This window comes from Kitasatospora sp. cg17-2, assembly GCF_054031055.1.
Genome location: NZ_CM132923.1, coordinates 5,934,040 through 5,960,443, shown reverse-complemented (window position 1 = coordinate 5,960,443; position 26,404 = coordinate 5,934,040). Strand labels below are relative to the sequence as shown.

26 protein-coding genes are annotated in these 26,404 nt (G+C 72.9%); 17 read left to right on the top strand and 9 right to left on the bottom strand.

The annotated features are described in order from the left end of the window. The first annotated feature begins 223 nt into the window (after positions 1–223). From ACW14Y_RS25190 to ACW14Y_RS25170, 5 genes are all read left to right on the top strand, one after another. The gene (locus ACW14Y_RS25190; protein WP_456983597.1) at positions 224–2,071 is read left to right on the top strand and encodes a DEAD/DEAH box helicase; all 1,848 of its coding nucleotides are present in this window, start codon (positions 224–226) and stop codon (positions 2,069–2,071) included. 167 nt (positions 2,072–2,238) lie between these two features. Further along, the gene (locus tag ACW14Y_RS25185; protein ID WP_456983596.1) at positions 2,239–3,174 is read left to right on the top strand and encodes an alpha/beta fold hydrolase; all 936 of its coding nucleotides are present in this window, start codon (positions 2,239–2,241) and stop codon (positions 3,172–3,174) included. A 373-nt stretch (positions 3,175–3,547) separates the two neighbouring features. Next, positions 3,548–3,694: a hypothetical protein gene (locus ACW14Y_RS25180; RefSeq protein ID WP_266271346.1), complete on the top strand. Its 147-nt coding sequence runs from the start codon at positions 3,548–3,550 to the stop codon at positions 3,692–3,694. A gap of 375 nt (positions 3,695–4,069) precedes the next feature. Beyond that, positions 4,070–4,708, top strand: a complete 639-nt coding sequence (locus ACW14Y_RS25175) for a DUF6758 family protein (RefSeq protein WP_375921661.1) — start codon at positions 4,070–4,072, stop codon at positions 4,706–4,708. A gap of 122 nt (positions 4,709–4,830) precedes the next feature. Then, positions 4,831–5,691: a PHP domain-containing protein gene (locus ACW14Y_RS25170; RefSeq protein ID WP_456983595.1), complete on the top strand. Its 861-nt coding sequence runs from the start codon at positions 4,831–4,833 to the stop codon at positions 5,689–5,691. 133 nt (positions 5,692–5,824) lie between these two features. Here the strand turns inward: ACW14Y_RS25170 and ACW14Y_RS25165 are convergent, their stop codons facing one another. Beyond that, the gene (locus ACW14Y_RS25165) at positions 5,825–6,466 is read right to left on the bottom strand and encodes a suppressor of fused domain protein (RefSeq protein ID WP_380305235.1); all 642 of its coding nucleotides are present in this window, start codon (positions 6,464–6,466) and stop codon (positions 5,825–5,827) included. A 498-nt stretch (positions 6,467–6,964) separates the two neighbouring features. On the opposite strand from ACW14Y_RS25165, the gene corA reads away from it, so the two are divergent. After that, positions 6,965–8,089: a magnesium/cobalt transporter CorA gene (corA, locus tag ACW14Y_RS25160; protein ID WP_053652037.1), complete on the top strand. Its 1,125-nt coding sequence runs from the start codon at positions 6,965–6,967 to the stop codon at positions 8,087–8,089. Positions 8,090–8,163: 74 nt separating this feature from the next. Here corA and ACW14Y_RS25155 read toward each other — a convergent pair whose 3' ends face one another. Then, positions 8,164–9,138 (bottom strand): DMT family transporter, encoded by a 975-nt coding sequence (locus ACW14Y_RS25155; protein WP_380384957.1) that lies wholly within the window; start codon positions 9,136–9,138, stop codon positions 8,164–8,166. Between the two features lie 123 nt (positions 9,139–9,261). Here ACW14Y_RS25155 and ACW14Y_RS25150 point away from each other — a divergent pair, with 123 nt between their 5' ends. The 5 genes from ACW14Y_RS25150 to ACW14Y_RS25130 all read left to right on the top strand — a co-directional run bounded on the left by ACW14Y_RS25150 (position 9,262) and on the right by ACW14Y_RS25130 (position 14,497). Then, complete coding sequence (locus ACW14Y_RS25150) at positions 9,262–9,822, top strand: hypothetical protein (RefSeq protein ID WP_456983594.1); 561 nt, start codon at positions 9,262–9,264, stop codon at positions 9,820–9,822. Between the two features lie 188 nt (positions 9,823–10,010). Then, entirely contained in the window at positions 10,011–11,318 is a 1,308-nt protein-coding gene (locus tag ACW14Y_RS25145) for a magnesium transporter MgtE N-terminal domain-containing protein (protein ID WP_380384954.1), read from the top strand. 76 nt (positions 11,319–11,394) lie between these two features. Further along, positions 11,395–11,964: a DUF1003 domain-containing protein gene (locus tag ACW14Y_RS25140; RefSeq protein WP_380305283.1), complete on the top strand. Its 570-nt coding sequence runs from the start codon at positions 11,395–11,397 to the stop codon at positions 11,962–11,964. A 56-nt stretch (positions 11,965–12,020) separates the two neighbouring features. Then, a complete protein-coding gene (locus ACW14Y_RS25135; RefSeq protein ID WP_380305242.1) occupies positions 12,021–13,181 on the top strand; it encodes an Mrp/NBP35 family ATP-binding protein in 1,161 nt (386 codons plus the stop codon). Between the two features lie 347 nt (positions 13,182–13,528). After that, positions 13,529–14,497 (top strand): Fic family protein, encoded by a 969-nt coding sequence (locus ACW14Y_RS25130; protein ID WP_456983593.1) that lies wholly within the window; start codon positions 13,529–13,531, stop codon positions 14,495–14,497. 141 nt (positions 14,498–14,638) lie between these two features. Here the strand turns inward: ACW14Y_RS25130 and ACW14Y_RS25125 are convergent, their stop codons facing one another. Both ACW14Y_RS25125 and ACW14Y_RS25120 read right to left on the bottom strand, forming a co-directional pair. After that, positions 14,639–15,874: an XRE family transcriptional regulator gene (locus tag ACW14Y_RS25125; protein ID WP_456983592.1), complete on the bottom strand. Its 1,236-nt coding sequence runs from the start codon at positions 15,872–15,874 to the stop codon at positions 14,639–14,641. Between the two features lie 146 nt (positions 15,875–16,020). Further along, complete coding sequence (locus tag ACW14Y_RS25120) at positions 16,021–16,398, bottom strand: GntR family transcriptional regulator (protein WP_456983591.1); 378 nt, start codon at positions 16,396–16,398, stop codon at positions 16,021–16,023. 172 nt (positions 16,399–16,570) lie between these two features. On the opposite strand from ACW14Y_RS25120, the gene ACW14Y_RS25115 reads away from it, so the two are divergent. The 4 genes from ACW14Y_RS25115 to ACW14Y_RS25100 all read left to right on the top strand — a co-directional run bounded on the left by ACW14Y_RS25115 (position 16,571) and on the right by ACW14Y_RS25100 (position 20,612). Further along, entirely contained in the window at positions 16,571–16,996 is a 426-nt protein-coding gene (locus tag ACW14Y_RS25115; RefSeq protein WP_456983590.1) for a hypothetical protein, read from the top strand. Between the two features lie 483 nt (positions 16,997–17,479). Then, positions 17,480–17,791 carry a helix-turn-helix domain-containing protein gene (locus ACW14Y_RS25110; RefSeq protein ID WP_456983589.1) on the top strand — a complete coding sequence of 104 codons (312 nt, stop codon included), beginning with the start codon at positions 17,480–17,482 and terminating at the stop codon, positions 17,789–17,791. 1,142 nt (positions 17,792–18,933) lie between these two features. After that, on the top strand, positions 18,934–19,164 hold the full coding sequence (locus tag ACW14Y_RS25105) for a helix-turn-helix domain-containing protein (RefSeq protein WP_266274495.1): 231 nt from the start codon (positions 18,934–18,936) through the stop codon (positions 19,162–19,164). A gap of 209 nt (positions 19,165–19,373) precedes the next feature. Continuing rightward, positions 19,374–20,612, top strand: coding sequence for a tyrosine-type recombinase/integrase (locus ACW14Y_RS25100; protein ID WP_456983588.1), 1,239 nt, complete (start codon positions 19,374–19,376; stop codon positions 20,610–20,612). 134 nt (positions 20,613–20,746) lie between these two features. Here the strand turns inward: ACW14Y_RS25100 and ACW14Y_RS25095 are convergent, their stop codons facing one another. From ACW14Y_RS25095 to sigE, 4 genes are all read right to left on the bottom strand, one after another. Further along, entirely contained in the window at positions 20,747–21,421 is a 675-nt protein-coding gene (locus ACW14Y_RS25095) for a hypothetical protein (RefSeq protein WP_266271339.1), read from the bottom strand. Between the two features lie 235 nt (positions 21,422–21,656). After that, a complete protein-coding gene (locus ACW14Y_RS25090; protein ID WP_380305244.1) occupies positions 21,657–22,103 on the bottom strand; it encodes a sec-independent translocase in 447 nt (148 codons plus the stop codon). Between the two features lie 140 nt (positions 22,104–22,243). Then, positions 22,244–23,251, bottom strand: a complete 1,008-nt coding sequence (locus ACW14Y_RS25085; RefSeq protein WP_380384951.1) for a zf-HC2 domain-containing protein — start codon at positions 23,249–23,251, stop codon at positions 22,244–22,246. Next, on the bottom strand, positions 23,248–24,102 hold the full coding sequence (gene sigE / locus ACW14Y_RS25080; protein ID WP_340635704.1) for an RNA polymerase sigma factor SigE: 855 nt from the start codon (positions 24,100–24,102) through the stop codon (positions 23,248–23,250). The genes ACW14Y_RS25085 and sigE overlap by 4 nt, the downstream gene beginning before the upstream one ends. Positions 24,103–24,344: 242 nt before the next feature. Between sigE and ACW14Y_RS25075 the strand changes: the two genes are divergently transcribed. Beyond that, positions 24,345–24,977 (top strand): O-methyltransferase, encoded by a 633-nt coding sequence (locus tag ACW14Y_RS25075; protein WP_093864916.1) that lies wholly within the window; start codon positions 24,345–24,347, stop codon positions 24,975–24,977. 141 nt (positions 24,978–25,118) lie between these two features. Here the strand turns inward: ACW14Y_RS25075 and ACW14Y_RS25070 are convergent, their stop codons facing one another. After that, the gene (locus ACW14Y_RS25070; protein ID WP_078880497.1) at positions 25,119–25,286 is read right to left on the bottom strand and encodes a DUF3117 domain-containing protein; all 168 of its coding nucleotides are present in this window, start codon (positions 25,284–25,286) and stop codon (positions 25,119–25,121) included. A gap of 289 nt (positions 25,287–25,575) precedes the next feature. Between ACW14Y_RS25070 and ACW14Y_RS25065 the strand changes: the two genes are divergently transcribed. After that, positions 25,576–26,376, top strand: coding sequence for an enoyl-CoA hydratase-related protein (locus ACW14Y_RS25065; RefSeq protein WP_380384948.1), 801 nt, complete (start codon positions 25,576–25,578; stop codon positions 26,374–26,376). The last annotated feature ends 28 nt before the right edge of the window (positions 26,377–26,404 follow it).

Sequence of the window (26,404 nt, the reverse complement as noted above, 5' to 3'; positions counted from 1 at the left end):
CGCAGGTCCCTCACGGGAATCCTCCCCGACGCCGCCGGCGACGCGCCCCTTCACCGGGCCGCGCGCACCGGCCGGCCGCAGGGACCGGCGCGGTTGTGCGTCCGCGCAGCTGTATTCGAGGCCGTCCAGGCCCGTACACAGTCGCGCGGACTGCCCGCCCGCCGCTCGCTCTCGGCCCCTTTCACACGGAAGAGGCAGCACCCTGTCCACCACCGCTGAACCCATGAAGACGACGTTCCGGGACCTGGGGATCCTCCCGGAGACCGCCGAGGCCCTCGAGTCCGTCGGCATCGTCCACCCCTTCCCCATCCAGGAGATGACCCTGCCGGTCGCGCTGACCGGCCACGACGTCATCGGCCAGGCCAAGACCGGCACCGGCAAGACGCTCGGCTTCGGTCTGCCGCTGATCGAGCGGGTCGTCGTACGCGCCGACGTCGACGCCGGCCGTGCCACCGAGGAGCAGCTCACCGAGGCTCCGCAGGCGCTGATCGTGGTCCCGACCCGCGAGCTCTGCACCCAGGTCACCAACGACCTGCAGACCGCCGGCAAGGTCCGTGACGTCCGCGTCCTCGCCGTCTACGGCGGCCGTGCCTACGAGCCGCAGGTCGAGGCGCTGCGCAAGGGCGTCGACATCGTCGTCGGCACCCCGGGCCGTCTGCTCGACCTGGCCGGCCAGAAGAAGATGGACCTCTCCAAGGTCCGCTCGCTGGTCCTGGACGAGGCCGACGAGATGCTCGACCTCGGCTTCCTGCCGGACGTCGAGAAGATCATCACCATGCTGCCGGCGAAGCGGCAGACCCTGCTGTTCTCGGCGACCATGCCGGGCCAGGTCATCAGCCTCGCCCGCCGCTACATGAGCCAGCCGACGCACATCCGGGCCGCCGCGCCGGACGACACCGGCACCACCGTCGCCAACACCGAGCAGCACATCTTCCGTGCGCACTCGCTGGACAAGGTGGAGATGGTCTCGCGCATCCTGCAGGCCGACGGCCGCGGGCTGGCGATGATCTTCTGCCGGACCAAGCGGACCGCCGCCGATGTCGCCGACCAGCTCACCCAGCGCGGCTTCGCGGCCGGCGCCGTGCACGGCGACCTCGGGCAGGGCGCCCGCGAGCAGGCGCTGCGGGCGTTCCGCAACGGCAAGGTCGACGTGCTGGTCTGCACCGACGTCGCGGCCCGTGGCATCGACGTCGAGGGCGTCACGCACGTGATCAACTACCAGTGCCCGGAGGACGAGAAGACCTACCTCCACCGGATCGGCCGCACCGGCCGGGCCGGCGCCTCGGGCACCGCGGTCACCCTGGTCGACTGGGACGACATCCCGCGCTGGCAGCTGATCAACAAGGCGCTGGAGCTGTCGTTCAACGAGCCGGAGGAGACCTACTCCACCTCGCCGCACCTCTACGAGCTGCTGAAGATCGCGCCGGGCACCAAGGGCATCCTGCCCCGCTCGGAGCGGACCCGGGCCGGGCTCGGCGCGGAGGAGGTCGAGGACCTCGGCGAGACCGGCGGGCGCGGTTCGCGCTCCGGCGGACGGGGCGCGCGCCCCGCCGGGCGGGGCGGCTCCGCCCGTCCCGAGGTCGCCGAGCCGGCCGCGGCCGAGGAGAAGGCCTCCCGCAAGACCCGCGAGCGCCGGCGGACCCGCCGCGGCGACCTCGTCGACGAGGCGGTGGACGCCACGGCGGCCCCCGCCGCGCCGCAGGCCCCGGCCGTCGAGGGCACCGAGGACGGCGCCGCCCCGCGCCGCCGTCGCCGCCGCTCGCGCGGTGCGGCGTCCGGCGAGGGCACGGCCGCCGAGGCCGCCGCCGTCGTCGCGGAGACCGCCCCGGTCGAGCCGGCCACCGCCGCCCCGGTCCTGGCCGAGGCCGCCGGGGCCCCGGCCGCCGAGGAGAAGCCGAAGCGCGCCCGCACCCGCTCGCGGGCCAAGGCCGCGGCTCCGGCCGAGGCCGCCGCCGAGGCGGGCGCCGTCGCGGCTCCCGCCGAGGGTGCCGCCGAGGGCGAGGCCCCGGCCCCGCGCCGCCGCACCCGGGCCCGCCGTCCGGCCGCCGCCGAGGCGACCCCGGAGAGCTGACCCGCGTTCCCCGAAGGGGCGGTCCGGACCTCCGGACCGCCCCTTCGGCGTTCCCCGCGCGCCCCGGGAGCCGTCCGGCGGCGGTCCGGCGGGCCCGGGAACGGCCGGCCGGGCGCCCCTATGCTCGGGTCACCCACGAGTTCGCACCGGTCGCCGGAGGTCCTTCCATGAGCACGCCGCCGTTCCTCACCCTCCCGCCCTCGGCCCGTGCGCTGCGGGTGGTCACGGCGCGCGGACCGTTCGCGGCACTGCGGGCCGAGCCCGTCGGCGCGGTGCGGGGCTCGGCCCTGCTGGTGCCCGGCTTCACCGGCAGCAAGGAGGACTTCATCGCGCTGCTGGAGCCGCTCGCCTCGGCCGGCTACCGGGTGACCGCGGTCGACCAGCGCGGCCAGTACGAGACCGGCGGGCCGCACGACGACCCGGCCGCGTACGCGGTGGCCGCCCTGGGCGCGGACGTCCGGGCCCTGACCGAAGCCCTGGCGGCCGAGGGCGGCACCGGCCCGCTGCACCTGCTGGGCCACTCCCTGGGCGGCCAGGTGGTCCGCGAGGCCGTCCTGGCCGCGGCTTCCGAGGCGGCGGCCTCCGAGGTGGCGGCCGGGTCGACGGCTCCCGGCGGCGCGCCGCTGCCGTGGGCCTCGCTGACGCTGATGTCCACCGGCCCCGGCCCGATCGACCCGGCCGAGGCGGAGCGGACCCGGCTGCTGGTCGAGGTCCTGCCCACGATGGGCCTGGAGGAGATCTGGCAGGTGATGCAGCAGATGGAGAAGGCCGACGAGAAGCGGGCGCGCCGCGTGCCGTCCCCCGAGGTGGCCGCGTTCCTGCACCGCCGCTGGCTGGCGAACGTGCCGCAGGCCCTGATCGCCACCGGCAGCCACCTGGTCGCCGCGCCGGACCGGGTGACCGAGCTGGCCGACGTGATCACCGCCGGGCTGCCCGCCCTGGTGCTCTCCGGTGTCCAGGACTACGCCTGGCCCGTCCCGGAGCAGACCGCGATGGCGGAGCGGCTCGGCGCCCACCGGGTGGTCGTCGCGGACGCCGGGCACTCCCCCAACGCCGAGCAGCCGGCCGCCACCGCCGAGGCCCTGCTGGCGCACTGGGGCTGACCTGCGGCACCCCGCACCACCCCGGAGCGGGACCCCGGCCCACCGGCCTGCGCGGCCCCCTGGTACAAGGGGGCGACAAAATTCGTTAGTTGCGGTAATATTTGATTCGGTCCTGGAAACATCGTCGACAGCGACGTCGGCATGCGGTCGACGCGATCCATCCGAAACCAGGACGTCACGGACGGGCAATGGCCCGGTAGCAGCGCCACCGCAGTGTGGTTCACGAGGGCCATCGGCGCCCTTGGCAATCAGGGGGGAGCCCTCTTTGCCGCGACAGCAGCCGGTCGACGACTCGACCCGACAGACCCCGAAAGGGCTGATACCCACTCAGCCACGACCGCCCCGCACCGCGGGGCCAGGAAAGGAGACGCCCATGCGCTTCGAGATCCTCCGACTGGACGACGCCCACGGTGCCGCCACCGACCGCCTGATCGCCGACGCCGAAACCGTCCGCGAGCTCGTCCAGGCCGCCGCCCGCACCGGCGAACGCCTGCTCATCCGCCCGTGCCCGGCCGTCTGACCGGGCCGGCCGCCGCGGAGTCCCCGGACTCCCCCGCCGCCGAGCCCGACGCGTCCGATCCGGACGTTCCGATACCCCACTGACGCCCCGTCATCGCCACAGCGAGCACGGGGCGTCAGCGCGTGGCGGCCTCTCGGCCCGGCCTCCTGACGCGATCGCCGGTCGAACACGGCTCGAACTCCGTCGGGGCGCACCCCGGCGCACACCACCGACGTTTGCCGCCGCCCCCCGCTGGACATTTCCCAACGGGAGCCGCCCGCACCGCGCCCACCCCGCGCCGGACGGGCACCCGCCACCGACAGGTGCCGCCGAGCCGCCCTCCGTACGGGTGATCGTCCTTGACGCGGCGGCCCGGAGGGAGGAGCGTTGTCGGCTATGAGGGGCGAGCCAAGCTGCCCGAGGTGCGCCGGTCGGGTCCGCGCTCCCGGTCTGTTCTCAGACACCTGGCAGTGCGACCGGCACGGAGCCGTGCATCCGATGCAGCCGGTACTGCCCCCGAGCATCGAGGCGCTCGGCGTCGCCGTCGCCCGTTCCCAGGTCCCCGTCTGGCTGCCCTGGCCGCTCCCGGTGGGCTGGCTCTACACCGGCATCGCGCACGTCGGCGACGACGTCTCGGGCGCCCGGGCCACCGCCGTGGCCTGCTCGGGACCGGCCCCGCTGGGCGGCTTCGGCGAACTCGTGCTGGTGGCCGAGGAACTGGGCGTGGGCCTCGGTGCCCGGTACGCCGGGCTGTCCGGCCCCGACCCGGGCGAGTCGGTGGCCCTCTACAAGCCCGCCGACGCCAAGCTGATGGCGGCCGGCCGGCCGACCCCGATGTTCCACGTGCCGGACGCCCCGGCGGACCGCGCGGTGTTCGTCGGCGAGGCCCGCGGCCTCTGGCTCTGGGCCGTCGCCTGGCCCGAGCAGTCCGCGCTGGTGATGTACGACGAACTGGTCCTGACGGACCTGCGGGAGGCCGGCGCGGAGCTGGACCTGCTGCCCTGCGGCGCCCTGTCCCCGCACCTGCTCGGCTGACGCCCCGTCCGCCGCGGACGGTCGGCCACCGCCGCCGCACTATCCTGGGCGGCACCCCGCCGGCCCGCCGCGCCGGCCCCCAGCGCCGGCCCGCGCCGCGCCGATCCCGAGGAGCACCGCCCGTGCGCATCGACCTCCACGCCCACAGCAACGCCTCCGACGGCACGGACAGCCCGGCCGAACTGGTCGGGGCGGCCGTCGGGGCCGGGCTGGACGTGGTGGCGCTGACCGACCACGACACGGTGGCCGGCCACACCGAGGCGGCCGACGCGGTGCACGCCCTGCCCGCCGGCACCCGGCTGACGCTCGTCCCGGGCGCGGAACTCTCCTGCGTGGCGGGCGACATCTCAATGCACCTGCTGGCCTACCTCTTCGACCCGGCCGAGCCCGCCTTCGCGGCGGAGCGCGAGCTGGTGCGCACCGACCGGTTCCGCCGCGGGCGGGCGATCGTCGAGCGCTGCCGCGAGCTGGGCGCGGACATCAGCTGGGAGCAGGTGCGGCGGATCGCCGGGGAGGGTTCGGTGGGCCGTCCGCACATCGCCAGCGCACTGGTCGAGGCGGGCGTGGTGGCCTCGGTGTCGGACGCGTTCACCGCGGACTGGCTGGCCAACGGCGGGCGGGCGGACGTCCGCAAGCACGAGACCGACCCGGTGACGGCGGTCCGGCTGGTCCGGGCGGCCGGCGGGGTGCCGGTCTTCGCCCACCCGGGGGCGGTGAAGCGCGGACGGACCGTCTCCGACCAGGTGATCGCCGACCTCGCGGCGGCCGGTCTGGCCGCGCTGGAGGTCGACCACGTCGACCACGACGAGCCGACCCGGGCCCATCTGCGCGGCCTCGCCGCCGAGTTGGGACTGCTCACCACCGGCTCCAGCGACTACCACGGCAGCCGCAAGACGGTCCGGCTGGGCGAGCACACCACCGATCCGCAGGTGTACCAGGCGCTCGTGGAGCAGGCGACCGGCGCCAAGCCGATCGGCGGCTGAGCCCGGGGGCACCCCCGGCCCCGGTCGCGCCGGGGCCGGCCGTTCCGCGCCCGGTCGTCGCGGGCCCGGTCGTCGCGGGCCCGGTCGTCGCGGGCCCGGTCGTCGCGGGCCCGGTCGTCGCGGGGCTCGGTCGTCAGTCCAGGGCGACGCCCCGCCGCTCCGGGTCGCGCAGATCGGTCCCGTGCTGGAGCCAGCGCTCCTGGAGGGCCGCCGCGCCGTGCACCCGCTTCCACCCCGCCTCGTTGGGGGTCATCGGCAGCAGCGGCAGGAAGTGGACCGGGTCGGCCGGCTCGTCCAGCTCCAGGTCCTCGACCAGCCCGCCGGGCTCGGCCGCCAGGACGGAGGTGAACGGCGCGCCGTCCCACAGCGGGGCGCCGAGGTCCAGCGAGCCGCCGGGGGCCAGCACCAGTCCCTCCACCTGCGGCGTCGCCGCGAAGGTGGCCAGCGGACGGAGCACGCCGTCGCGCCCGCCGCGGATCGTCAGGACGAGCTCCGCGCGCGGGCCCCGGACCTGGTCGGCGACCGCGGCGCTCGGATCGGCCATCGGCGCGGCGGACATGCCGAGCGTGGCGTAGCGGACCAGACCCTCGGCGTCGGGGCCGAAGCGCAGCACCTCGATCCGGTCGGCGCCGAGGAAGGTCACGGCGGCGCGGCCGCTCGGCTCGCCGAAGGTGGTGAGCAGCCGGGCCTCGACGGCGGCCAGGACCGCCGTCCGGGAGGGGCCGTGCGCGCTGCCGCCGGAAGGGTCGCCGAAGAGCGGGAAGTCGTGGGCCATGCCGGTGAGCGTAACCCGCGGCCCCCGGGCCGTTGGCACGGCCTTTACGTGAACGCGGGCGCGACGAGGGCCGATCGGATGTTAGTGTGAGCGACTGGCCACCGGGGAGTTTTCCCTCCTCCGGGGCAGCGGCGCGAAGGAGGTGGTTGCGGTGGATACCAGCCGACCATGCAGTACCGGCAGCTCTACCCGGCCCGGACGCCTTCCCCGTACCCCTCGCCACGCGGACTGAAACAGCGGGCCCTGGGAGCCTCGGCGACAGCCGACCGGCTTCCCCACCGGCACCCTGGTTCCGTCCCTCCGTGCGGGCGGCACGACGGTCCTCCGGTCCGGCCGGGAGAGCACCCCACCGACGTCCGGTCGTTCCGTTCCGTGTGCCCCTAGCAAGGCCCGGGAGCGACCGCAGGCGCCGGATTCCATCGGTGTTCCTCCGCCGTCGCACCGCGGCCTTTCGTCACCACGCCGTCGTGCGGCGGTTCCTGCCCCAGGGAGCCTGCCATGTCGATGATCAACAGCCTGCGCGCAGCCGTCCGCACCAACCGCCGTCGCACCGCGGCGGGCCTGTTCGACTCCATCCACCCGGGTGAGACCCCGTCGGCGGTGGTGGACTGCGCGGTCTACCAGCACGGCCGGCGGCACGGCGAGACCTGCAGCCCGCGCGAGGCGGCCCGGCTGGTCAAGGCCTCGAAGCAACTGCCGGAGGGCGAGGGCTCGTTCAGCTGGATCGGCCTGCACGAGCCGACCGAGGCGGAGTTCGAGGGCATCGCCCAGCGCTTCGGGCTGCACCCGCTGGCGGTGGAGGACGCGGTGCACGCGCACCAGCGGCCGAAGGTCGAGCGGTACGACGACGTGCTGTTCGCCGTCTTCAAGACGATCCGGTACGTCGACCACGACCAGCTGACCCCGACCAGCGAGGTGGTCGAGACCGGCGAGCTGATGGTGTTCGCCGGGCGGGACTTCGTGATCACCGTGCGGCACGGCGGGCACAGCTCGCTCAAGGAGCTGCGGCACCGGCTGGAGGCCGACGCGGACGGCACCGGGCTGCTGGCCAAGGGCCCGTCGGCGGTGCTGCACGCGATCGCCGACCACGTGGTGGACAACTACATGCTGGTCGCGGACCAGCTGCAGACCGACGTGGACGAGATCGAGTTCGAGGTGTTCTCCAACCGGGGCGGCCGGGGAGCGGACGTCGGGCGGGTCTACCAGCTCAAGCGCGAGGTGCTGGAGTTCAAGCGGGCCGTGGCGCCGCTGCTGCGGCCGATGCAGCAGCTGTCGGAGCCGCTGCAGCGGCTGGTCGACCCGGAGATCCAGAAGTACTTCCGGGACGTCGCGGACCACCTGGCCCGGGTCACCGAGCAGGTGCACGGCTTCGACGAGCTGCTGAACTCGCTGCTCCAGGCCAATCTGGCGCAGGTCTCGGTGGCGCAGAACGAGGACATGCGCAAGATCACCGCCTGGGCGGCGATCTTCGCGGTGCCCACCATGATCACCGGCGTGTACGGGATGAACTTCGACTACATGCCCGAGCTGCACCACCGCTACGGCTACCCGATGGTGCTCGGCAGCGTGGTGCTGATCTGCATCGGCATGTACCGGGGCTTCCGCCGCAACGGCTGGCTGTAGCCCCGGACCGGCCGACCGCTTCCGGTCGGCCGGCTGCGTCCGGTCGGCTGCGTCGATCGGCTACGTCCGGCCTGTTACGTCCGGTCGGCCGGCTGCTTCCGGCCGGCGCGGGCGACCACGACCAGACCGAGCAGGATCAGCACCACCGCCGGGTAGGCGGCGGCCGGCGGCCACTGGCCCAGCCAGAGCGCGGCGAGCAGCGCCGCCCCCGGGGTCTCCAGCAGGATCGCGGTGGAGGTCAGCGAGGGCCCGAGCGTGCGCAGCACCCGGTTGCTGAGCGAGTGGCCGAGCAGCTGGGCGGTGACCATCAGCAGCACGATCTGCCACCAGGCGCCGGCGGACCAGCCGGACAGCGGGGTCCCGGCGACCAGGCAGACCGCGAGCAGCACGACCGCCGTGGTGGCGTAGCAGACCAGGGTGTACGCGGTGGTACTGACGGTCCGCCGGACCTCGGCCCCGAGCAGCATGTAGCCGGCCGCGGCGAGACCCGCGCCGAGCGCGAGCGCGTCACCGGCCAGGGCCCGCGGCGAGAGCGAGAGGTCGACGCCGGTGAGCACCAGGACACCGGCGAAGGCGGTCACCGTGCCGAGCCAGACCATCCGCGGCGCCCGCACCCCGAGCAGCCGCATCAGCACGATCGTCCACAGCGGGGTGGTGGTGACCAGCGCGGTCGCGGAGGCCACCGAGGTCATCCGCAGGCTGGGCATCCAGAGTCCGAAGTGGACGGCGAGCAGCACCCCGGCCGCCATCGCCAGCAGCAGCGCGCGCCGGGGGACGGCGCGCAGTTCGGCCCGGTGGCGCAGCAGCGCGTAGGGGCCGAGCACGCCGACCGACATGAGGTTGCGCCAGAAGGCGATCGCCAGGGCGGGTGCGGCGGTGGCGCTGATCAGCGGGGCGGAGAGCGAGATCGCGCCGACGGAGACGGCCAGCAGCAGCAGGTCGGCCCTGGGGAGCGGGCGCGCGGCGGCGGCCGCCGCGGCAGCAGCGGTGACGGGGGCGGGGGCGACAGGGACGGCGGCGGCGTCGCTCTCGGGCCGGGCGGCGGGCACGGCGCTCCTCTGGATCCGGGCGGGGTACGGGCGGCTCCTACCGTAAGGCCCGTGCGGCGCCCATGGAACTGTCGCCCGAACCGCGAGACATCGCCCCGCGACGCAGGCCGTACGCTGTGCGCCATGGACCGTACGCCTGCCGCAGCCGCGACCGCCGACGACTTCCTCGACCGGGCCCTGCTGGAGGAGGCCGCGAAGAAGTCCGGCCTGCTCTGGGTCCGGGCGGACGGCCAGGAGCACGGACGGGCGCTCTGGCACGCCTGGCACGACGGCGCGGTGGTGGTGGTCGGCGACGGCGCCGAGCAGCCGCTGCACGGGCTCACCGGCGGGGCGGGCGCGACCGTCACCGTCCGGAGCAAGGACAAGGGCGGCCGGCTGACCGGCTGGCCGGCCCGGGTGGTCGAGCTGGCCCCGCGGAGCGAGGCCTGGCAGGGCGCCGTGGAGGAGCTGAAGGGCAAGCGGCTGAACGCGCCGGACACCGACGCCATCACCGACCGCTGGGCCCGCGAGTGCCGGGTGCTGCGGCTGGAGCCGACCGGGACGGCCGGTGCCGAGCTCACCGAACGGCCCGGGGCGATGCCGGAGGACCCGCACACGGCGGTACCGATGCCCACCCCGGCCACCACCCGTCGGCCGGTCCCCGCCGGGCTGCCGAAGCTGCTGCTGAAGCGCCGCAAGGGCTGACGCGCCGCCACACCCGGCCCCTCCCGGTCGGACCGCCTCCCCGACCGTCCACCTCCCCCGGTCGCCCGATTCGCCCGATTTCACCGAGCCCGGGCGGAGATGCCCGAGTAGCCTTGGCCGCGGGGCGTGGCCGCGCCCGACCGGCGTCGAACGAGGCGCGTCGAGCGAGGCGAGGGAGACCGGAGTCCATGGCAGGACCAGGCAGCCGCGTCTTCATCTCGCACCTGTCCGGCATCGCCGTCTTCGACCCGAACGGCGACCAGGTCGGCCGGGTCCGGGACGTCGTGGTCGCCCTGCGGATCGGCGGCCGCCTGCCCCGGGTGCTCGGCCTGCTGGTCGAGGTGGTCGCCCGGCGCCGGATCTTCCTGCCGATGACCCGGGTGACCAGCCTGGAGTCCGGCCAGGTCATCACCACCGGCGTGATCAACATGCGCCGCTTCGAGCAGCGCCCCGCCGAGACCCTCGTCCTCGCCGAACTGCTCGACCGCACCGTCACCTGGACCAAGACCGGCCAGGAGGTCACCGTCCTGGACGTCGCGATGACCCAGACCCGGCTGCGCGAATGGGAGATCGGCAAGGTCTTCGTCCAGGTCGGCCGGGTCGGCCGGCTGCGCAAGGCCCGCGGCGAGACCGTCACCCTGGACTGGCAGGACGTCACCGGCTTCACCCTGCCCGAGGAGGACCAGGGCGCCGCCAACCTGCTCGCCACCTTCGACCAGCTGCGCGCCGCCGACCTCGCCAGCGTCATGCACCACCTCTCCGCCAAGCGCCGCGCCGAGGTCGCCGCCGCGCTCGACGACGAACGGCTCGCTGACGTCCTGGAGGAGCTGCCCGAGGACGACCAGGTCGAGATCATCGGCAAGCTGCAGGACGAACGGGCCGCCGACGTCCTGGAGGCGATGGACCCGGACGACGCCGCCGACCTGCTCTCCGAGCTGCCCGGCGACGAGGCCGAGCGCCTGCTCCAGCTGATGGAGCCGGACGAGGCCGAGCCGGTCCGCCGCCTGCTGAGCTACGAGGAGAACACCGCCGGCGGCCTGATGACCACCGAGCCGATCGTGCTGGAACCCGACGCCACCGTCGCCGAGGCGCTGGCCCGGGTCCGGGTCTCCGACCACAAGCCGGCGCTGGCCGCGCAGGTCTTCGTCTGCCGCCCGCCGAACGAGACCCCGACCGGCAAGTACCTGGGCATCGTGCACTTCCAGCGGCTGCTGCGCGAACCCCCGTACACCCTGGTCGGCTCGCTGGTCGACGACGACCTCGACCCGCTGCCGCCGGACACCCCGCTGCCGCTGATCACCAGCTACCTGGCCACGTACAACATGGTCGCCGCGCCGGTCGTCGACGAGGCGGACCACCTGGTCGGCGCCGTCACCGTGGACGACGTGCTCGACCACCTGCTGCCGGAGGACTGGCGGGAGGCCGCGCTGCACGGCGGTCCGGACGGGGAGCACACCGACCGACAGGACGAGACGGAGGTGACCGGTGGACGCTGACCGCAAGGGCCGGCGCGAGGAGTCCCCGCGCCAGCGGCTCCAGGGCGAGCTGCGGGAACTGCGCCAGCTGCGCGAGCTGCGCGCCCGCGAGGGCGCCAAGGACCGCCGGACCGAGCCCGCCCCCGGCGCGTCGTCCGCCCGCAGCCGGCTGGACCAGCCGCGCACCGGCCGCTCCGGCCTGATCAACCTGCCGACCTACGACCCGGAGGCCTTCGGCAAGGTCTCCGAGCGGATCGCGCGCTTCCTCGGCACCGGACGGTTCATCGTCTGGATGACCGTGGTGATCATCCTCTGGGTCGTCTGGAACACCCTGCTGCCCGACGTGGTCCGGTTCGACGACTACCCCTTCATCTTCCTCACCCTGATGCTCTCCCTGCAGGCCTCCTACGCGGCGCCGCTGATCCTGCTCGCGCAGAACCGCCAGGACAACCGGGACCGCGTCAACATGGAGCAGGACCGGGCCCGCAGCGACCGCAACATCGCCGACACCGAGTACCTCACCCGCGAGGTCGCCGCCCTGCGCCAGGGCCTCGGCGAGGTCGCCACCCGGGCCTTCATCGCCTCCGAGCTGGGCAGCGTCCGCTCCGAACTCCAGTCGCTGCTCAAGGAGATCGACGAGCGCCGGGAGACCTCCGGGACGCTGTGACCGGCGGCACGCCACCGACCGGACGGGGCCCCCGCGCGGCGCCGTACCATCAAGTCATGGCCAACGAGACAGAGGTCGCGGCCGGCGTCACGGAAGAGTCCGTGCGCCAGGCGCTGTCGACCGTCAACGACCCGGAGATCAACCGCCCGATCACCGAGATCGGCATGGTGAAATCGGTCGGGATCGGCGAGGGCGGCGCCGTACGGGTCGCGGTCTGGCTGACCGTCTCCGGCTGTCCGATGCGCGACACCATCGTCACCCGGGTGCGCGAGGCCGTCGGCCGGGTCCCCGGCGTCACCGAGGTCGAGGTCGAGCTCGACGTGATGAGCGACGAGCAGCGCAAGGAGCTCTCCCAGCTGCTGCGCGGCGGCGCCCCCGAGCGCGAGATCCCGTTCGCCAAGCCCGGCACCCTGACCCGCGTCTACGCCGTCGCCTCCGGCAAGGGCGGCGTCGGCAAGTCCTCGGTGACCGTCAACCTCGCGGCCGCGATGGCCGCCGACGGCCTGAAGGTCGCCGTGGTGGACGCCGACATCTACGGCCACAGCGTGCCCCGCATGCTGGGCGTCGAGGGCCGGCCCACCCAGGTCCAGGACATGATCATGCCGCCGCAGGCGAACGGCGTGAAGGTCATCTCGATCGGCATGTTCACCCCGGGCAACGCCCCGGTGGTCTGGCGCGGCCCGATGCTGCACCGCGCGCTGCAGCAGTTCCTGGCCGACGTCTACTGGGGCGACCTCGACGTCCTGCTGCTGGACCTGCCGCCCGGCACCGGTGACATCGCCATCTCGGTGGCCCAGCTGGTCCCCAACGCGGAGATCCTGATCGTCACCACCCCGCAGATGGCCGCCGCCGAGGTCGCCGAGCGGGCCGGCACCATCGCGGTGCAGACCCACCAGAAGATCGTCGGCGTGATCGAGAACATGTCCGGCATGCCCTGTCCGCACTGCGACGAGATGATCGACGTCTTCGGCACCGGCGGCGGCCAGACCGTCGCCGAGGCGCTCACCCGCACCGTCGGCGCCACCGTCCCCGTGCTCGGCTCGATCCCGATCGACGTCCGGCTGCGCGAGGGCGGCGACGACGGGCGCCCGGTCGTCCTGGCCGCCCCCGACTCCCCCGCCGGCGCGGCCCTGCGCGCCATCGCCGGCAAGCTCGGCGGCCGCCAGCGCGGCCTCTCCGGCCTCTCCCTCGGCCTCACCCCGAAGAACAAGTTCTGATCAAGCACTGGGCTGGTCAGCGGCTGGGCACCCGCCCACTCCGCTGACCAGCCTTTTTGCTGTCACCAGTGGTCAACGTTGGTCGACCCCGGCAGACCTCGCACGGCCCCGAGACGGCCCCGAGACCTTACCGTCCGGGCCGTCTCTGCGTTCTCGCGCACAAGTTGTACGGAACAGTTTCTGGTCGCTAGAGCGAACACTTTCACAGGAAGTTGTACGGAACAGTTTCTGGTCGCTAGAGCGAACACTTTCACAGGAAGTTGTTCGGTACAGTTTGTCATCCTCCAGTCGTACAACTTCGGAGTGCAACGATGGGCCGCCTGTCGCGAACAGCCATCTACCAACGCATGGATGAAGCCATCCGAGAGCTGAAAGAGCGGCTGGGTGGCCTTCCCACGCCCGCAGAGGCCGAGGACATCTGGTCTGACCTGTGGCACGAGGAAGCGCACAACAGCACCGCCCTTGAGGGCAACACGCTAGTCCGTCGGGAGGTCGAGAGGCTTCTTGAGGAAGGCAAGGCAGTAGGAGCCAAGCCCCTTCGGGACTACATGGAGGTGCGGGGCTATGGTGACGCAGCACGCTGGGTCTACGGACAGGCGCTGGAGCCGGGTGACTGGAACGACGGCTCGATCATCACACTTCAGGAGATCCGCCACATCCACCACATCCTGATGACGCCCGTCTGGACCGTGGAGCCGCACCCGGATGCGAATGACTTCGAAGGCCCCGGCAGCTTCCGCCAACACGAAATCGCTGCGTTCGTCGATGGGATGACCCCACCATCCTGGACCGACGTTGATCACCTCACCCGCGACTGGGTAGATTCGACGGCCATACTGAGGCAAGAGAGCTCGGAAGCGCCACTCCCAGAGACGCTCGCCCGACTCCACAACCGATTCGAACAGGTCCACCCGTTTCTGGACGGCAACGGGCGAACGGGTCGGCTGGTCCTCAACCTCGTACTCGGACGACTGGGGTACCCGCCTGCGATCATCTACAAGCGGGATCGAGACAAGTACCTATCCGCGATGCGGCGCGCCGACCGGGGAGAGTACGGCCCACTAGGCGAGTTGATCGCTCGAAGCGTGACCACCAACCTCTACAAGTTCGTGGTGCCAGCGGTTGCGGGGCCAGTCAAGCTAGTGCCACTGGCAGCCCTGGCCTCCGAGACCATGACCGAGAACGCGCTGCGTGTCGCCGCGATCAGGGGCCGTCTTAGGGCCACTAGGGGCGAGGACGGACTCTGGCGAAGTAGCCGCAACTGGGTGGACCAGTACGAGAAGTCCAGGTACCAACGAACGCCGAAGGACTCGTAGCAGCCAGTTCCGATCAAGCAACGGGCTGGTCAGCGGCTGGGCATCTTCCCACTCCGCTGACCAGCCTTTTTGCTGTCACCAGTGGTCAACGTGGTCAACCCCTGCGGGCCTCTCACAGCCCAGGGACGGCCCGTCTCACTCCTACCCGCCGAGCCTGGACAGGGTGTTCAGGTGGTCCAAGTACGAGCGCGTCTCGGGCGCCTCCGCGTACTGCTTGCTGACCACGGAGGCCAGTTCCCGACTGACCGCAAGGATGGACGGCAACGACTGGCGCTCTCCCCGGAGGGCCCACTCCCCGTAGTTCACGGCGCCCTCGAGGTCCCCCTCCCGAGCCGCCACCACGCCGAGCGTCAGCCGGGCTTCGGCGATCCGCATGGGCGACCGCTCGGTGCCGTCGTAGTCGGTGCTGGCCCGGATCACTTCCTCTGCCAGGGTCCGGGCAAGCCGGTTCTCCCCGAGCAGTCGGTAGCAGTCCATGGCGTAGAAGTCGTACTTCGCCGGGTCCACCACGAAGTGATTGTCCAGGTTGTCGGGGTACGGCAGTCCTTCGAGCAGGCGCCGGCCACGGTCCAACGCCACCTCGGCCTGTCGGCGATCGCCCAGCCGCGCCCACGCCTTCGCCTCCTGTGCAGCGAGCTGCACGGCGACGCCCTGGCGGGCAGCCACCTCGGAGCCCGCGTTCGACGCTGCGAGCACGCCGCGGTAGTCCCCCGCCGTGACCGCGAACCAGGCCCGCATCTCGTGAGCCCAGCCCTGAATTCCGGCGTGCTCAGCCTCGGCCCCGAGGGACAGCGCCGCACGGCGGGTGGACTCGGCCGCACGACGGTCACCCATGTCGTACTCGACGCAGCCCACCAACAGCGCCAACCATCCGGCCTGAGCGAGCACCTCCCGATGTTGGGCAAGGGTCAACCGCTGAGATCGGAGTGCCGTGACCCGCTTCAGCCACTGGCGACCCTCAATCGCCAGTTGGTCCGGAGGGAGCTGGGCGTACTCCGAGCAGAGCCGATCGGTCGTGATTCGGAGCGCGTCCAGGGTGGCGTTGTCCACGTCCGACGCCTGCAGTCGACTGATGATGTCGAGCGTCTCCATGCCGCTGGCCAAGGCAATCTCCGCATTGCCATCCCGCCGGCCACTGAGAGGGAACAGCGCATGCGTCACCGTGCCGAAGGTGGCAGCGATGATCGGCTGGTAGAAGTCGTTCGGCATGACCTCCCCCGACTCCCAGCGCTTCCACTGCCGCAGCAAGCTCGCGTTGGCGGGCAGCTCCTCGAGCGTGTGCGCCCGCAGGGCCTTGATCGCATCCGTCTGCGACCACTCCCGCGCGTCTCGCTCCGCCGTCATGCGTCGCGCCCACGGGGGCCTGTCCAAGCTCATGGTGCCCTCCCTAAGGGTGGTGCCTGCACTGAGTCTTGCACTGCAAAGGCCCTGGACAGCAGGGGGTGACAGGGCAATGACACCAGCCCTGTCACCAGTGACCCCCTGCCCTTGTCACTGGTTGCGCACTCGCGGTTATCCGATGGTTAGTCAGGAACGGACGACGCAGGTACGCGCCGCTCAAGTTCCTCTATCCGGGCCGCCAGTTGCTCCACCTGGGAGGTGAGATGTTCCACCAGGAGGCGAACGTCATCCTCGGCGCGCGGCACGCCAACAGCGACGGCCGACAGGTCCACATCGCTACGAACGAAGGTCCCACGCCCGGGGCTCGACACGATGAGCCCCTCCTCCCGCAGCACGCGAAGGCCGGACTGCACGGTCATGTCGGCGATGCCGAATCGCTCCGCCAGCTTCTTCACCGATGGCAGCTTGCCACCAGGCTGATGCTCCCCCGAGGCGATCTCGGCCCGGATGGTGTCGGCCACCTGCACATACGGCGGCCTCTCGTCATGAACCAGAGTCATGCCACTCAGGCTACCTCCCTAAGTGCACTAACACACCTAGGCCGATCGCTTGACATGCTAGAGCGAGCTAGAGCACTCTAGGTCTCAGCAGAAGCCAAGCAGAAATGCAGGGAGCGGCGCCCTAACCGCCAAGTCAGTCGCCGCTCCATGCCCCAGTGAAGGGAGTTCCATCATGCACGCTTCGCTCACCATTCCGCCGGTCCTGACCATCGACGCGGTGAAGGAGAACGTCTCGCTGTTCGGTGAGGCGGACCCGGGCGAGACCGAGCCGCGCCTGTCGGTGCGGGTGTCGATGGCGCTGCGGTTCTTCGACATGGTGGGCCTGCTGGCCTTCCAGCCGGAGATGATGCTGACCGCCTCGGACCTGCTGGAGTCCGACACGCTGGCGGAGGCCCTGCAGTTCGGGCTGATCAACTCCGACATGCGCCAGATCGAGGAGTACGCGGAGCTGGCCCGCACCGCCCTCTCCCACCCGCGTCGGCCGTTCCACGCCTACACCCGACTGGTGGCCGAAGCCGTGACCCGCACGTTCGGCGCCACCGCCCCGCAGCCGACCGTCGAGCCGCTGGCGAACACCCTCCGGCTCGCCACCATCTGAACCTCCCAAGGTGAGCGCCCACGGGTGCTCACCGACCGCTCACCTGGCCGACCGGCGGCATGCGGTTCAGCCCCCGGTCGGCCGACCCCCCGGCACCCGACCGGCCCGATGGACACCCGACCGCTCACCGTCGCTCACGGGACCGTTCCCGGCGTTCCCGCCGACCGTTCCCACGTTCCCGGAAGCGCTTCCCACCCTTTACGGAACTGCATCGGTCGCCCACTGACCAGCGGCCACGACCCGACCGACAGCCGACCCGCTCACCGGCGAACCACCCGACCGTTCACCGGTGAACACCCCGACTTCCAGCCCGACTCCCGACCCATGAGCGGGGCCGACTCCCGCTCCCCTGAACCGCCGCCCCCGGCCCCGAGACCGGCACCCACGTGAACCGTGGACGCCACCGTCGTGAGCACCCGTGAGCGTCGGTGAGCATCCAGCCCGCCCCCATTCCCGACCCGCCACCCGACCGAGGAGACCCACATGAACACCCCACCGACGACCGCCGACCCGACCCCGCTCGCGAACCCCGACCCGGACCCGACGGACTATCTGACGGTGCCCCAGGTCGCATTCGCCCTGAGGCTGTCGCAGGAGACCGTGTGGCGCATGGCCCGCAGCGGACGCCTGGACTCCTACCGGGTCGGCACCGGCCGGGGCCAGGTCCGCATCCCCCGCGACGCCTTCCGCGCCTACCTGGCCGCCACCGGACTGCCCGCCGGCCTGTCCGCCGTCGCCGCCGCAGCTCCGTCCAGCAGCCGGGAGCGGTCCCCCTGGACCACGCCCCGCAGCTGAGCCCACCGCCGTCCGGCGCAGGCGGACAAGCAAGAAGAGCACCGGGCTCCCCGGCGCCGGGTGCTCCTCTTGCTGTTCGGCGAAGCCGCCGAAGGTCGTGCCGCGCAGCGGCTCCTCATCACGCCCTGAGGCGCGCGCCCAGTACCAGAACAGCCCCTCCTTTTTTCCTAAGAAGGGAAGCTCTGCGTCACCGCGTCACCCCGGGCCCAAAGACGGCCTCTGACCTGCGACAACAAGGGTGACGCAGACGGCCGCTCCTGCGTCACCTCTGCGTCACCGCGTCACCCGCCAACGCGGTCTGCGTCACCACCCGGCACCACGCCGCAAGACACGCCCACCTACAACAGCCCCTCCTTCTTTCCTAAGTAGGGGAACACTGCGACATGTACGTCATGCGGGCCGGAAAACGGCCCCTGACCTGCACCAACGACCATGACGCAGACGGCAGCCGCTGCGACATGTGCGACATGTGCGACATGCCATGACGCAGCCCATGACGCACCGATGACGCAGAGCCCGGCCACTGCGTCATCCAAAACCCCAGGTCACAGGCCCGCATGACGCTGATGTCGCAATGACGCAGAAATCCGCACCTCGGACAACCCACGCCAACGGGAGCCGTCGCGCGTCATGGGCATGGACGCAGCCCGCGTCACCCGGTGACGCAGGGCTCGATTCCCAAAGGCGCTGCGTCACCGCAAAACAGCAGGTCAGAGGCCCTGCGTGACGCTGGTGTCGCGGTGACGCAGAAATCCGCGCCTAGGACAGCACAGCCACCGCGCAAAGCCCCGCCGCACACCGGACGGGCCCGGAACCGCCGCCGCGCCTAGCGTCCACCCTCGCTAGACCTAGCAAGCCCGCTAGCGAGCAAAGCCGCCCCCGACCAGCCACCTAGCGTCTAGCGCCCCCGTCGGCCGAACCCCCGGAAACGCCCGCAGCCCGGCCCGGCACCCCGCTCCCGATCGCTAGGCACCAGGCCCCGCCCCGGCCGCCGCCAGCCGCTCTGACACCCCTGACACCTGACACCCACTGACACCCGAACCCCTAGGCAGACCCGGTGTCAGACCGCCGCTGACGGCACCTGACACCACCCCCCTGACACCCGGCCCGAAACCCGCCGCAACCGCCCCGAGGAGAGGCCCGTGGCCAACCGCAGCACCCCCGCCGCCACCCGACCCGCCGTGACCGCCCTCCCCGCCCGTTTCCTCACCCCCGAGGACGTCGCCTCCCTCTTCGCCGTCCCGCTCGAAACCCTCTACCAGTGGCGCCGCAAGCGCACCGGCCCGCCCGCCTTCCGCGTCGGCCGCCACCTCCGCTACCACCCCGACGCCGTCGCCCAATGGGTCACCGAACAGACCCGCGACGCCGCCTGAACCACCAGGGACCCGCCAGGGAGGCAGGGAGAACTCCCTCCCCGCCTCCCTGACCACCACACAGCCCCTGATCAGCAGCAACACCGCCACAGGGAGGCAGGGAGGCACCCACGCACCCTCCCGCACACCCGGATCCACCGCCCACCACCGCCCCGGGCGCCTCCCTCCCTGCCCGCCCACACCCACCCTTCGACCTCGAGGAGCGGCCCATGGCCGGCCACATTCAAGACCGCTGGTACAAGGCCGAGACCGGCCCCGATGGAAAGCCGCAGCGCGTCCGCACCGACCGCTACGGCACCGGCAAGCGCTACCGCGCCCGCTACATCGGCCCCGACGGCACCGAGAAGAGCAAGAGCTTCCCCGACCGCCAGAAGCGGCAGGCCGATCAGTGGCTCGCCCAGGTCGAGGCGGACATGGCGCGCGGCCAGTTCATCGACCCGAACGCGGGGCGGGTCACCGTGAAGCAGCACGCGGAGAAGTGGCTGGCGTCGCTCAGCATGGACCCGCAGTCGTTCGTCAGCACCGAGCAGCGGATCCGGCTGCACGTGGTGCCGCACCTCGGCACCCGGCCGCTCAGCTCGCTCCGGCCGTCGGACATCCGCGAGTGGCTGGTGACGCTTGCCGAGCACGGGCTCTCCCCTGCCTCTCAGCGGGTGGTGTTCGCCAACCTCGGAACCATGCTCACGGCGGCGGTGGAGGATCGGCTGATCCCGAACAACCCGTGCCGGTCGACGTCGGTCCGGCCCCCGAAGCTGGCCCCGCGCCGCCTGGTCCCGTGGGTCCGGGAACGGGTGCTGGCCGTGCGGGCGACGTTCCCGGCGAACTACCGGCCGATGGTCGACCTGGCCGGCGGCTGCGGTCTGCGGCAGGGGGAGATCTTCGGCCTGGCCGTCGGCGACGTCGACTTCACCGAGGGCGTGGTGCATGTGAACCGGCAGGTCCGGCTGATCCGGAACCGCCCGGTGTTCTCCCTGCCGAAGGGCAACAAGACCCGCAAGGTGCCGTTGCCCGCCTCGGTCGCGCGGGCCCTGCGGGCGCACCTCTCGGTGCACGCCCCGGTGCCCGTCACGCTCCCGTGGCGCGACATCGACGGGCCTCCGACCACGGCGGAGCTGTTGTTCGTCGACGGCAAGGCCCGGCAGCTGAACCGCAACCGCTTCAACCGGGACGTCTGGCACCCGGCCCTCACCACGGCCGGCACCCAGCCCGGCCGGGAGAACGGGATGCACGCGCTGCGGCACTTCTACGCCTCGGTACTGCTGGACGCCGGGGAGAGCATCAAGGCCCTGAGCGAGTACCTGGGGCACCACGACCCGGGCTTCACGCTCCGGACCTACACCCACCTCATGCCCAGCAGCGAGAAGCGCACCAAGGAGGCCGTCGACTCCGCCTTCGGGGAGGGCCCCGAGACGGCTGACGGCCCGGAGACGGCCCAGGAGATCGGCTAGGGCCTCATCGTGGCAGGTCAGAGCCCAACTGGGCTGACTTGAACAAGTTCTGACACGACGACAGGGGCCCGCCGGTTCGGACCGGCGGGCCCCTGTCGTGTGCGCGGGGCGCTGTGGTGCGCGCGGGGCGCTGCCTACGGGCGGGTGTAGGCGGTGAGGTCGGGGACGGTGGCGAAGCCGGCGCCGTAGGCGCTGATGCCGCGGCCGTAGGCGCCCAGCAGGACGCCGGGGGCCTCGCCGGCCAGGACCCAGCCGTACTCGGACTCGCGGTAGCGGAAGGGCTGCGGCAGGCCGTTCACCGGGAGGCTGAGGGTGGACCAGCCGGGGCCGTCCAGGTCGTCGGCGAGGTCCCAGGCGAGCGAGGACTGCTGGTCCAGCCAGTCCTGCCGCAGCGCGCGGTCCAGCTGCCCCGGCCAGGTCGCGGCCAGCAGGCCGGAGCCGGCCAGCCAGGCCGCCGAGGCGGCGGAGGTGGCCTCCAGGGTGCCGGTGTTGTCGGCGCTGCGCCGGCTGTCCCGGCGGGCGACGGTGACGGCCACCGCGAACTTGCGCATGTCGCGCGGCTCGTACTGACGGGCCGGCTCCTCGCCGTGGCCCAGGCTGCCGTAGTCGACGGTGCCGTGGGCACCGGAGCGCGGGCCGCCGAAGCCGCTCGGCAGCAGGAAGCGGCGGCCGGACCAGCCGTCGTCCAGGCCGTACCAGGGGAAGTCCGCGGACAGGTACGGCACCAGCGGGTCCGCCGGGCCGGCCTGTCCGCCGACCATGGGTCCGCCGGCCTTGGCCGTTCCCACCGCCTGACTCGTCGCGTCCATCCCCGGGGCCTCCTCAACGACGTTTGCCTGCCGTGGTGCGCTCCCATCGTGGCGTACCCCGGCGCCCCCGCCGACCGACTCGGGCCCGGAAGGGACCGGAAGTGACGGACGGCACAGCGGGAACAATCAGCACAATAGCGGCGCACCCGCCCGGGACCCGCTCAGCCGTGCGGTTCGGCGGGGCGAGAAGGACGCGGCGGAACGACGCCGGGGGCGCCTCGGGACCGCGGAGGGGTCAGGTCGCGTCGGGGTCGAACGGGGGGCGCTCGCCCGGAGTGAGGGGGGCGCCGGCGGTCGCGGCGGCCGGGGCGGCGGCGGGCTTGTCGAAGGAGACGCTGCCGTTGCGGCCGTGCCCGTTGGCCGGGGCGGCCGGCTTGTCGTCCAGCACCGAGCGGATGTCCAGGGACTCCCGCATGTCCTTGAGGCCCAGCGGGTCCTCCTCGCCGCCCATCAGCTGCTTGCGGACGAAGGTCTTCGGGTTGAGGTCCTCGAACTCGAAGTCCTTGAACTCGGGACCCAGCTCGCTGCGGATGTCCTCCTTCGCGGTGTCCGCGAAGGACCGGATCTTCCGGATGAACCCCATGGTGTCCTGGATCAGCTTCGGCAGCTTGTCCGGACCGAAGATCACGATGGCCATGATGGCCAGGGTCAGGACCTCCAGTGTGCCCACGTCACTGAACACCAAAGCTCCCTACGGTCGCGAGCGGATCGGACAAACGCTCCCCACAGCGTAATGGCCATCGGCGGGTCCATGACCCCCGGTGTGATGAAGCCGTGGTGAAGACCCGCCGATGACCGGGGCCCCGAAGGGTCCGGTGAGGTCTATCTGTTCTCGTGGTGCAGACCGGCCACGCCCGAGCTCGGTGTGCGCTCGGGGAGGTCGTGCGGCGGCATCGCGCCCCGGGTGACCGCCACCGGGCGGACCGGCAGGTCGGCCGCCGGCACCTGGGCGTTCATCGGGACCATGCCGCCCCGGCCGCCGCTGCCGGCCGGGCTGACCACGGTGCCGTGCTGGTCCTCGCCCGGGCCGGCGATGCCGCCGACCCCGCCGAGCGTCACCGCGGCCACCGAGAAGGCCCCGGCGGCGGCGAAGACGAAGCGCCGGCCGCGCGGCGGGACCGGCCGCAGCACCGGGGTGATCGCGGCCGCGGCCGCGGCCAGCGGCTGGACCGGGGCGTCCGGACGGACCGTGCGGCGTCCGATCAGCGGGCGCAGCACCGCGCCGCCCCGGCCGAAGGCCCGCGGGTCGACCCCGGGCACCGGGGTGTCGGCGCCGAGCGCGCCGCCGCCGAAGGAGGCGCCGGCGCCACGACCGAAGGAGCCGCCGTTCAACCGGCTGCCGCCGAGGGTCCCGGTGCCGGCCACGCCGCCGCCGGGGAAGTCGTCGTCGTCCCGGCGCGGGCGGTCGGCCCGCGGCTGCGGCTCGTCCTCCGGGAGCGCGCCGACGGCCATCAGCCGGGCCATCAGACCGGAGGACGGACCGGGTGTGCCGGTCCGGGTCAGCAGGTGCTTGACCGCGCGGCCCTCGTCGGCCTCGGCGAGGCACTGCGGACAGGTCGCCAGATGGGCCTGGACGCGCTCGCGCGAGTCGTGGCCGAGTTCACCGTCGACGAAGGCGGACAGCCGCTCCCCGAGGTGGTGCTCCTCCGCGGGGTCGACCGACCGGACGGCGACGGCGCGCAGGGCCGGCTCGGCCGGCAGCGCGGGCCCGTCGGCCGCACCCGGCCCGTCCTGGCCCCGGCGGCCCAGCGCGGGCCAGCCGGCCCGGCGGGCGGCCGTGCGGCCGGGGGTGTCCGGGTGACCCGCCCCGGACCGGCCGGTTCCGCTCACGATCGCCTCCGGCCGCGCCCGCCCGGCGCGGCCGGGGCCTCGCCGGCGACGGCGCCGACCGGGACGGGCTGCTCCTCGGCGCCGCCGCCGCGACGCTCACGGCCGGGGGCCGAGCCGGGGGCACGGTGCTTGAGCGCGGCGCGCAGGTGCGAACGGCCGCGGTGGATGCGGCTGCGGACGGTGCCGAGCTTGACGCCCAGGGTGGCGGCGATCTCCTCGTAGGAGAGGCCCTCGATGTCGCAGAGCACCACGGCGGCACGGAACTCGGGCGCCAGGGTGTCCAGGGCCTGCTGGACGTCGGCGTCGAAGTGGGTGTCGCTGAAGTGCTGGGCCGGGCTGGGCTCGCGGGAGGCGAGCCGCTCCGCCGCGTCGTCGCCGAGCGCGTCGAAGCGGATGCGCTGACGGCGGCGGACCATGTCCAGGAAGAGGTTGGTGGTGATCCGGTGCAGCCAGCCCTCGAACGTGCCGGGGGTGTAGGTGGACAGCGAACGGAAGACCCGGACGAAGACCTCCTGGGTGAGGTCCTCGGCGTCGTGCTGGTTACCGGTCAGCCGGTAGGCGAGACGGTAGACGCGCGCACTGTGGGCCTCGACGATCTCCTCCCAGCTGGGCGGAGTCCAGGTCTGCGCGTCGGGGCCCTCGGCGAAGGTCGCGAGGGCGGGGGCCTCGGCAGTGCCGGCGGGCGCCTCGGGCGCGGCGGCCGGCTGGTCCAGGGTGGAGTGCGCAGGCTGGTTCATCACGGGCTTCGGCGTACGGGCCGACGAGGTGCCGCGGAGATGCCGCCGCACGGGGACGTCGCCCTCGGCCACACCTCCTCGGTCGGCTCTTCTGCCCAGCAGGGCCACCACCATATCCACCTCGCCCGTCAAGCCCGGATAAGAAGTGTGTCCGGGACCGCGTCCGGTATCCGCGGCACCGCCCGGCCCGCGGAAGCGGCTCCCGGAGGGTGTCCGGGACGTCCTGTTCGCCCGGTCCCTGCTCCCTCAACGGCCCGCCGCCGTACGCGGTTCCCGCCCGGCCAGTAATCTGTGGCAGGAAATATCGACATCCGCTCGGCGCCGGGCCGCCACCCGGGGCTCCGAAAGAGGCAGCCATCAGCGAGTTCGGGCCCGCGCGTGCGGCGCTCGCCGACACCTTCGTCGGCGAGGACGCGGTGCTGACCTACGCCCGGGCGCAGTCCGCGCGCACCGGCATCAGGGCGATCGGCCCCAGCGGAGGTGCCTGTCTGCGGCTGCTGGCCGCCGCGTTGGGCGCCAAGGCGGTGGCCGAGATCGGCACCGGGACGGGCGTCTCCGGGGTGTACCTGCTGCGCGGGATGCGGTCGGACGGCGTGCTCACCACCGTCGACTCGGAGCCGGTGCGGCAGCAGTTGGCGAAGGAGGCCTACCAGGCCGCCGGGTTCGCGGCCAACCGGTCGAGGTTCATACCGGGCCGGGCCCTGGAGGTGCTGCCGAGGCTCGCCGACGGCCAGTACGACCTGGTGTTCTGCGACGGGGACCCGGCGGAGTCCGGCGCCTACCTGGAGGAGTCGCTGCGGCTGCTGCGGCCGGGCGGGATGGTCTGCTTCGAGGGCGTGTTCCAGGAGGGCCGACTGGCCGAACCGGAGCTCCAGGACCCTCGGACCAGGTCGGTGCGCGACCTCGTCCGGGACGTCCGGGAGAGCGACGCCCTGCTGCCCGCGCTGCTGCCGGTGTCGGACGGGCTGCTCTGCGCCGTGAAGCGGTAGCCGCGGCGCGGAGCCCGGGGCCGCGGGGCCCGGAGGGACGGGCGCGGTACCGGGGCCGGAACGCACCGGGCCCGGGACGACGCGATGGTCGGTCCCGGGCCCGGCGGCACATCTCCAGGAGATGGCGAGCACCTGCTGCGGTCAGCCGCAGGCCTTCTTCAGGGCCTCGCCGAGGGCGTGGGCCTCGTCGGGCGTGAGCTCCACCACGAGGCGTCCGCCGCCTTCGAGCGGAACGCGCATGATGATGCCCCGCCCCTCTTTGGTGACTTCGAGCGGGCCGTCACCCGTCCGCGGCTTCATGGCCGCCATGCTCGTTCCCCTTCCTGCAACCGCTCAGCTACGCACCGGCAGTCCGTCCACCGCCGGTATCGAACGCATTGATCGGAAGCCATTATCCCGCATGCCACGGCCTGATGACCAACATCACTCTCGGTGCAACCTCGTCCGGACCGCCGCATTCCCTCCCAATAACCGGCATAAGCCCCGGCGCGGCGCCGGTCCGTACGCCATCGGAAGGTGCGATACCTCACACTCCCCAGGCGGCCCGGCGCTCCGGCATCCTGGCAGCCCACGACCACGAGCAAGGGAGCTCCCGTCCATGTCCGATTCGGTGCTGTACGAGCTGGACGGCGGCCTGGCCGTCATCACGATCAACCGCCCCGGGGCGATGAACGCGCTGGACGTCGCCACCAAGGTGGCGCTGCGTGACACCGTGACGGCCGCCGCCGAGGACCCGGCCGTGCGCGCGGTGCTGCTGACCGGCGCGGGCGACCGGGCGTTCTGCGTCGGGCAGGACCTCAAGGAGCACCTGGGGATGCTGAAGCGGGCCGAGGAGACCGGCGAGGGCGCGCTGCGGACGGTGGCCGAGCACTACAACCCGCTGCTGCGGGCGCTGGCCGGGATGCGCAAGCCGACGGTGGCCGCGGTCGGCGGGGTGGCGGCCGGGGCGGGCGCGTCGCTGGCCTTCGCCTGCGACTTCCGGATCGTGGCGGACACCGCGGGCTTCAACACCGCGTTCGCCGGGATCGCGCTGACCGCCGACTCCGGGGCCTCCTGGACCCTGCCGCGGCTGGTCGGCCACGCCCGGGCGACCGAGCTGCTGATGCTGCCGCGCACCGTGAAGGCGGCCGAGGCGATGGAGCTCGGCCTGGCCACCAAGGTCGTGCCGGCCGACGAACTGGCCGCCACCGCCCGGGTGTTCGCCAAGGAGCTGGCCGAGGGCCCGACGGTGGCCTACGGCGCGATCAAGGAGTCGCTGGCGTACGGCGCCTCGCACTCGCTGAGCGAGCTGCTCGACAAGGAGGACGAGCTGCAGACCCTGGCCGGCGAGAGCGAGGACCACCGGATCGCGGTCCGCGCCTTCATCGCCAAGGAGAAGCCGGCCTACCTGGGCCGCTGACCCCGCACGTGCCCCCGGTCCGGCCCCG

Excerpts from the sequence above, each read along its gene's own strand:
- ACW14Y_RS25190 (WP_456983597.1), top strand. The coding sequence starts at position 224 with ATGAAGACGACGTTCCGGGACCTGGGGATCCTCCCGGAGACCGCCGAG.
- ACW14Y_RS25185 (WP_456983596.1), top strand. The coding sequence starts at position 2,239 with ATGAGCACGCCGCCGTTCCTCACCCTCCCGCCCTCGGCCCGTGCGCTG.
- ACW14Y_RS25180 (WP_266271346.1), top strand. The coding sequence starts at position 3,548 with ATGCGCTTCGAGATCCTCCGACTGGACGACGCCCACGGTGCCGCCACC.
- ACW14Y_RS25175 (WP_375921661.1), top strand. The coding sequence starts at position 4,070 with ATGAGGGGCGAGCCAAGCTGCCCGAGGTGCGCCGGTCGGGTCCGCGCT.
- ACW14Y_RS25165 (WP_380305235.1), bottom strand. The coding sequence starts at position 6,466 with ATGGCCCACGACTTCCCGCTCTTCGGCGACCCTTCCGGCGGCAGCGCG.
- corA (WP_053652037.1), top strand. The coding sequence starts at position 6,965 with ATGTCGATGATCAACAGCCTGCGCGCAGCCGTCCGCACCAACCGCCGT.
- ACW14Y_RS25150 (WP_456983594.1), top strand. The coding sequence starts at position 9,262 with ATGGACCGTACGCCTGCCGCAGCCGCGACCGCCGACGACTTCCTCGAC.
- ACW14Y_RS25145 (WP_380384954.1), top strand. The coding sequence starts at position 10,011 with ATGGCAGGACCAGGCAGCCGCGTCTTCATCTCGCACCTGTCCGGCATC.
- ACW14Y_RS25135 (WP_380305242.1), top strand. The coding sequence starts at position 12,021 with ATGGCCAACGAGACAGAGGTCGCGGCCGGCGTCACGGAAGAGTCCGTG.
- ACW14Y_RS25130 (WP_456983593.1), top strand. The coding sequence starts at position 13,529 with ATGGATGAAGCCATCCGAGAGCTGAAAGAGCGGCTGGGTGGCCTTCCC.
- ACW14Y_RS25125 (WP_456983592.1), bottom strand. The coding sequence starts at position 15,874 with ATGAGCTTGGACAGGCCCCCGTGGGCGCGACGCATGACGGCGGAGCGA.
- ACW14Y_RS25120 (WP_456983591.1), bottom strand. The coding sequence starts at position 16,398 with ATGACTCTGGTTCATGACGAGAGGCCGCCGTATGTGCAGGTGGCCGAC.
- ACW14Y_RS25115 (WP_456983590.1), top strand. The coding sequence starts at position 16,571 with ATGCACGCTTCGCTCACCATTCCGCCGGTCCTGACCATCGACGCGGTG.
- ACW14Y_RS25110 (WP_456983589.1), top strand. The coding sequence starts at position 17,480 with ATGAACACCCCACCGACGACCGCCGACCCGACCCCGCTCGCGAACCCC.
- ACW14Y_RS25100 (WP_456983588.1), top strand. The coding sequence starts at position 19,374 with ATGGCCGGCCACATTCAAGACCGCTGGTACAAGGCCGAGACCGGCCCC.
- ACW14Y_RS25095 (WP_266271339.1), bottom strand. The coding sequence starts at position 21,421 with ATGGACGCGACGAGTCAGGCGGTGGGAACGGCCAAGGCCGGCGGACCC.
- sigE (WP_340635704.1), bottom strand. The coding sequence starts at position 24,102 with ATGGTGGTGGCCCTGCTGGGCAGAAGAGCCGACCGAGGAGGTGTGGCC.
- ACW14Y_RS25070 (WP_078880497.1), bottom strand. The coding sequence starts at position 25,286 with ATGGCGGCCATGAAGCCGCGGACGGGTGACGGCCCGCTCGAAGTCACC.
- ACW14Y_RS25065 (WP_380384948.1), top strand. The coding sequence starts at position 25,576 with ATGTCCGATTCGGTGCTGTACGAGCTGGACGGCGGCCTGGCCGTCATC.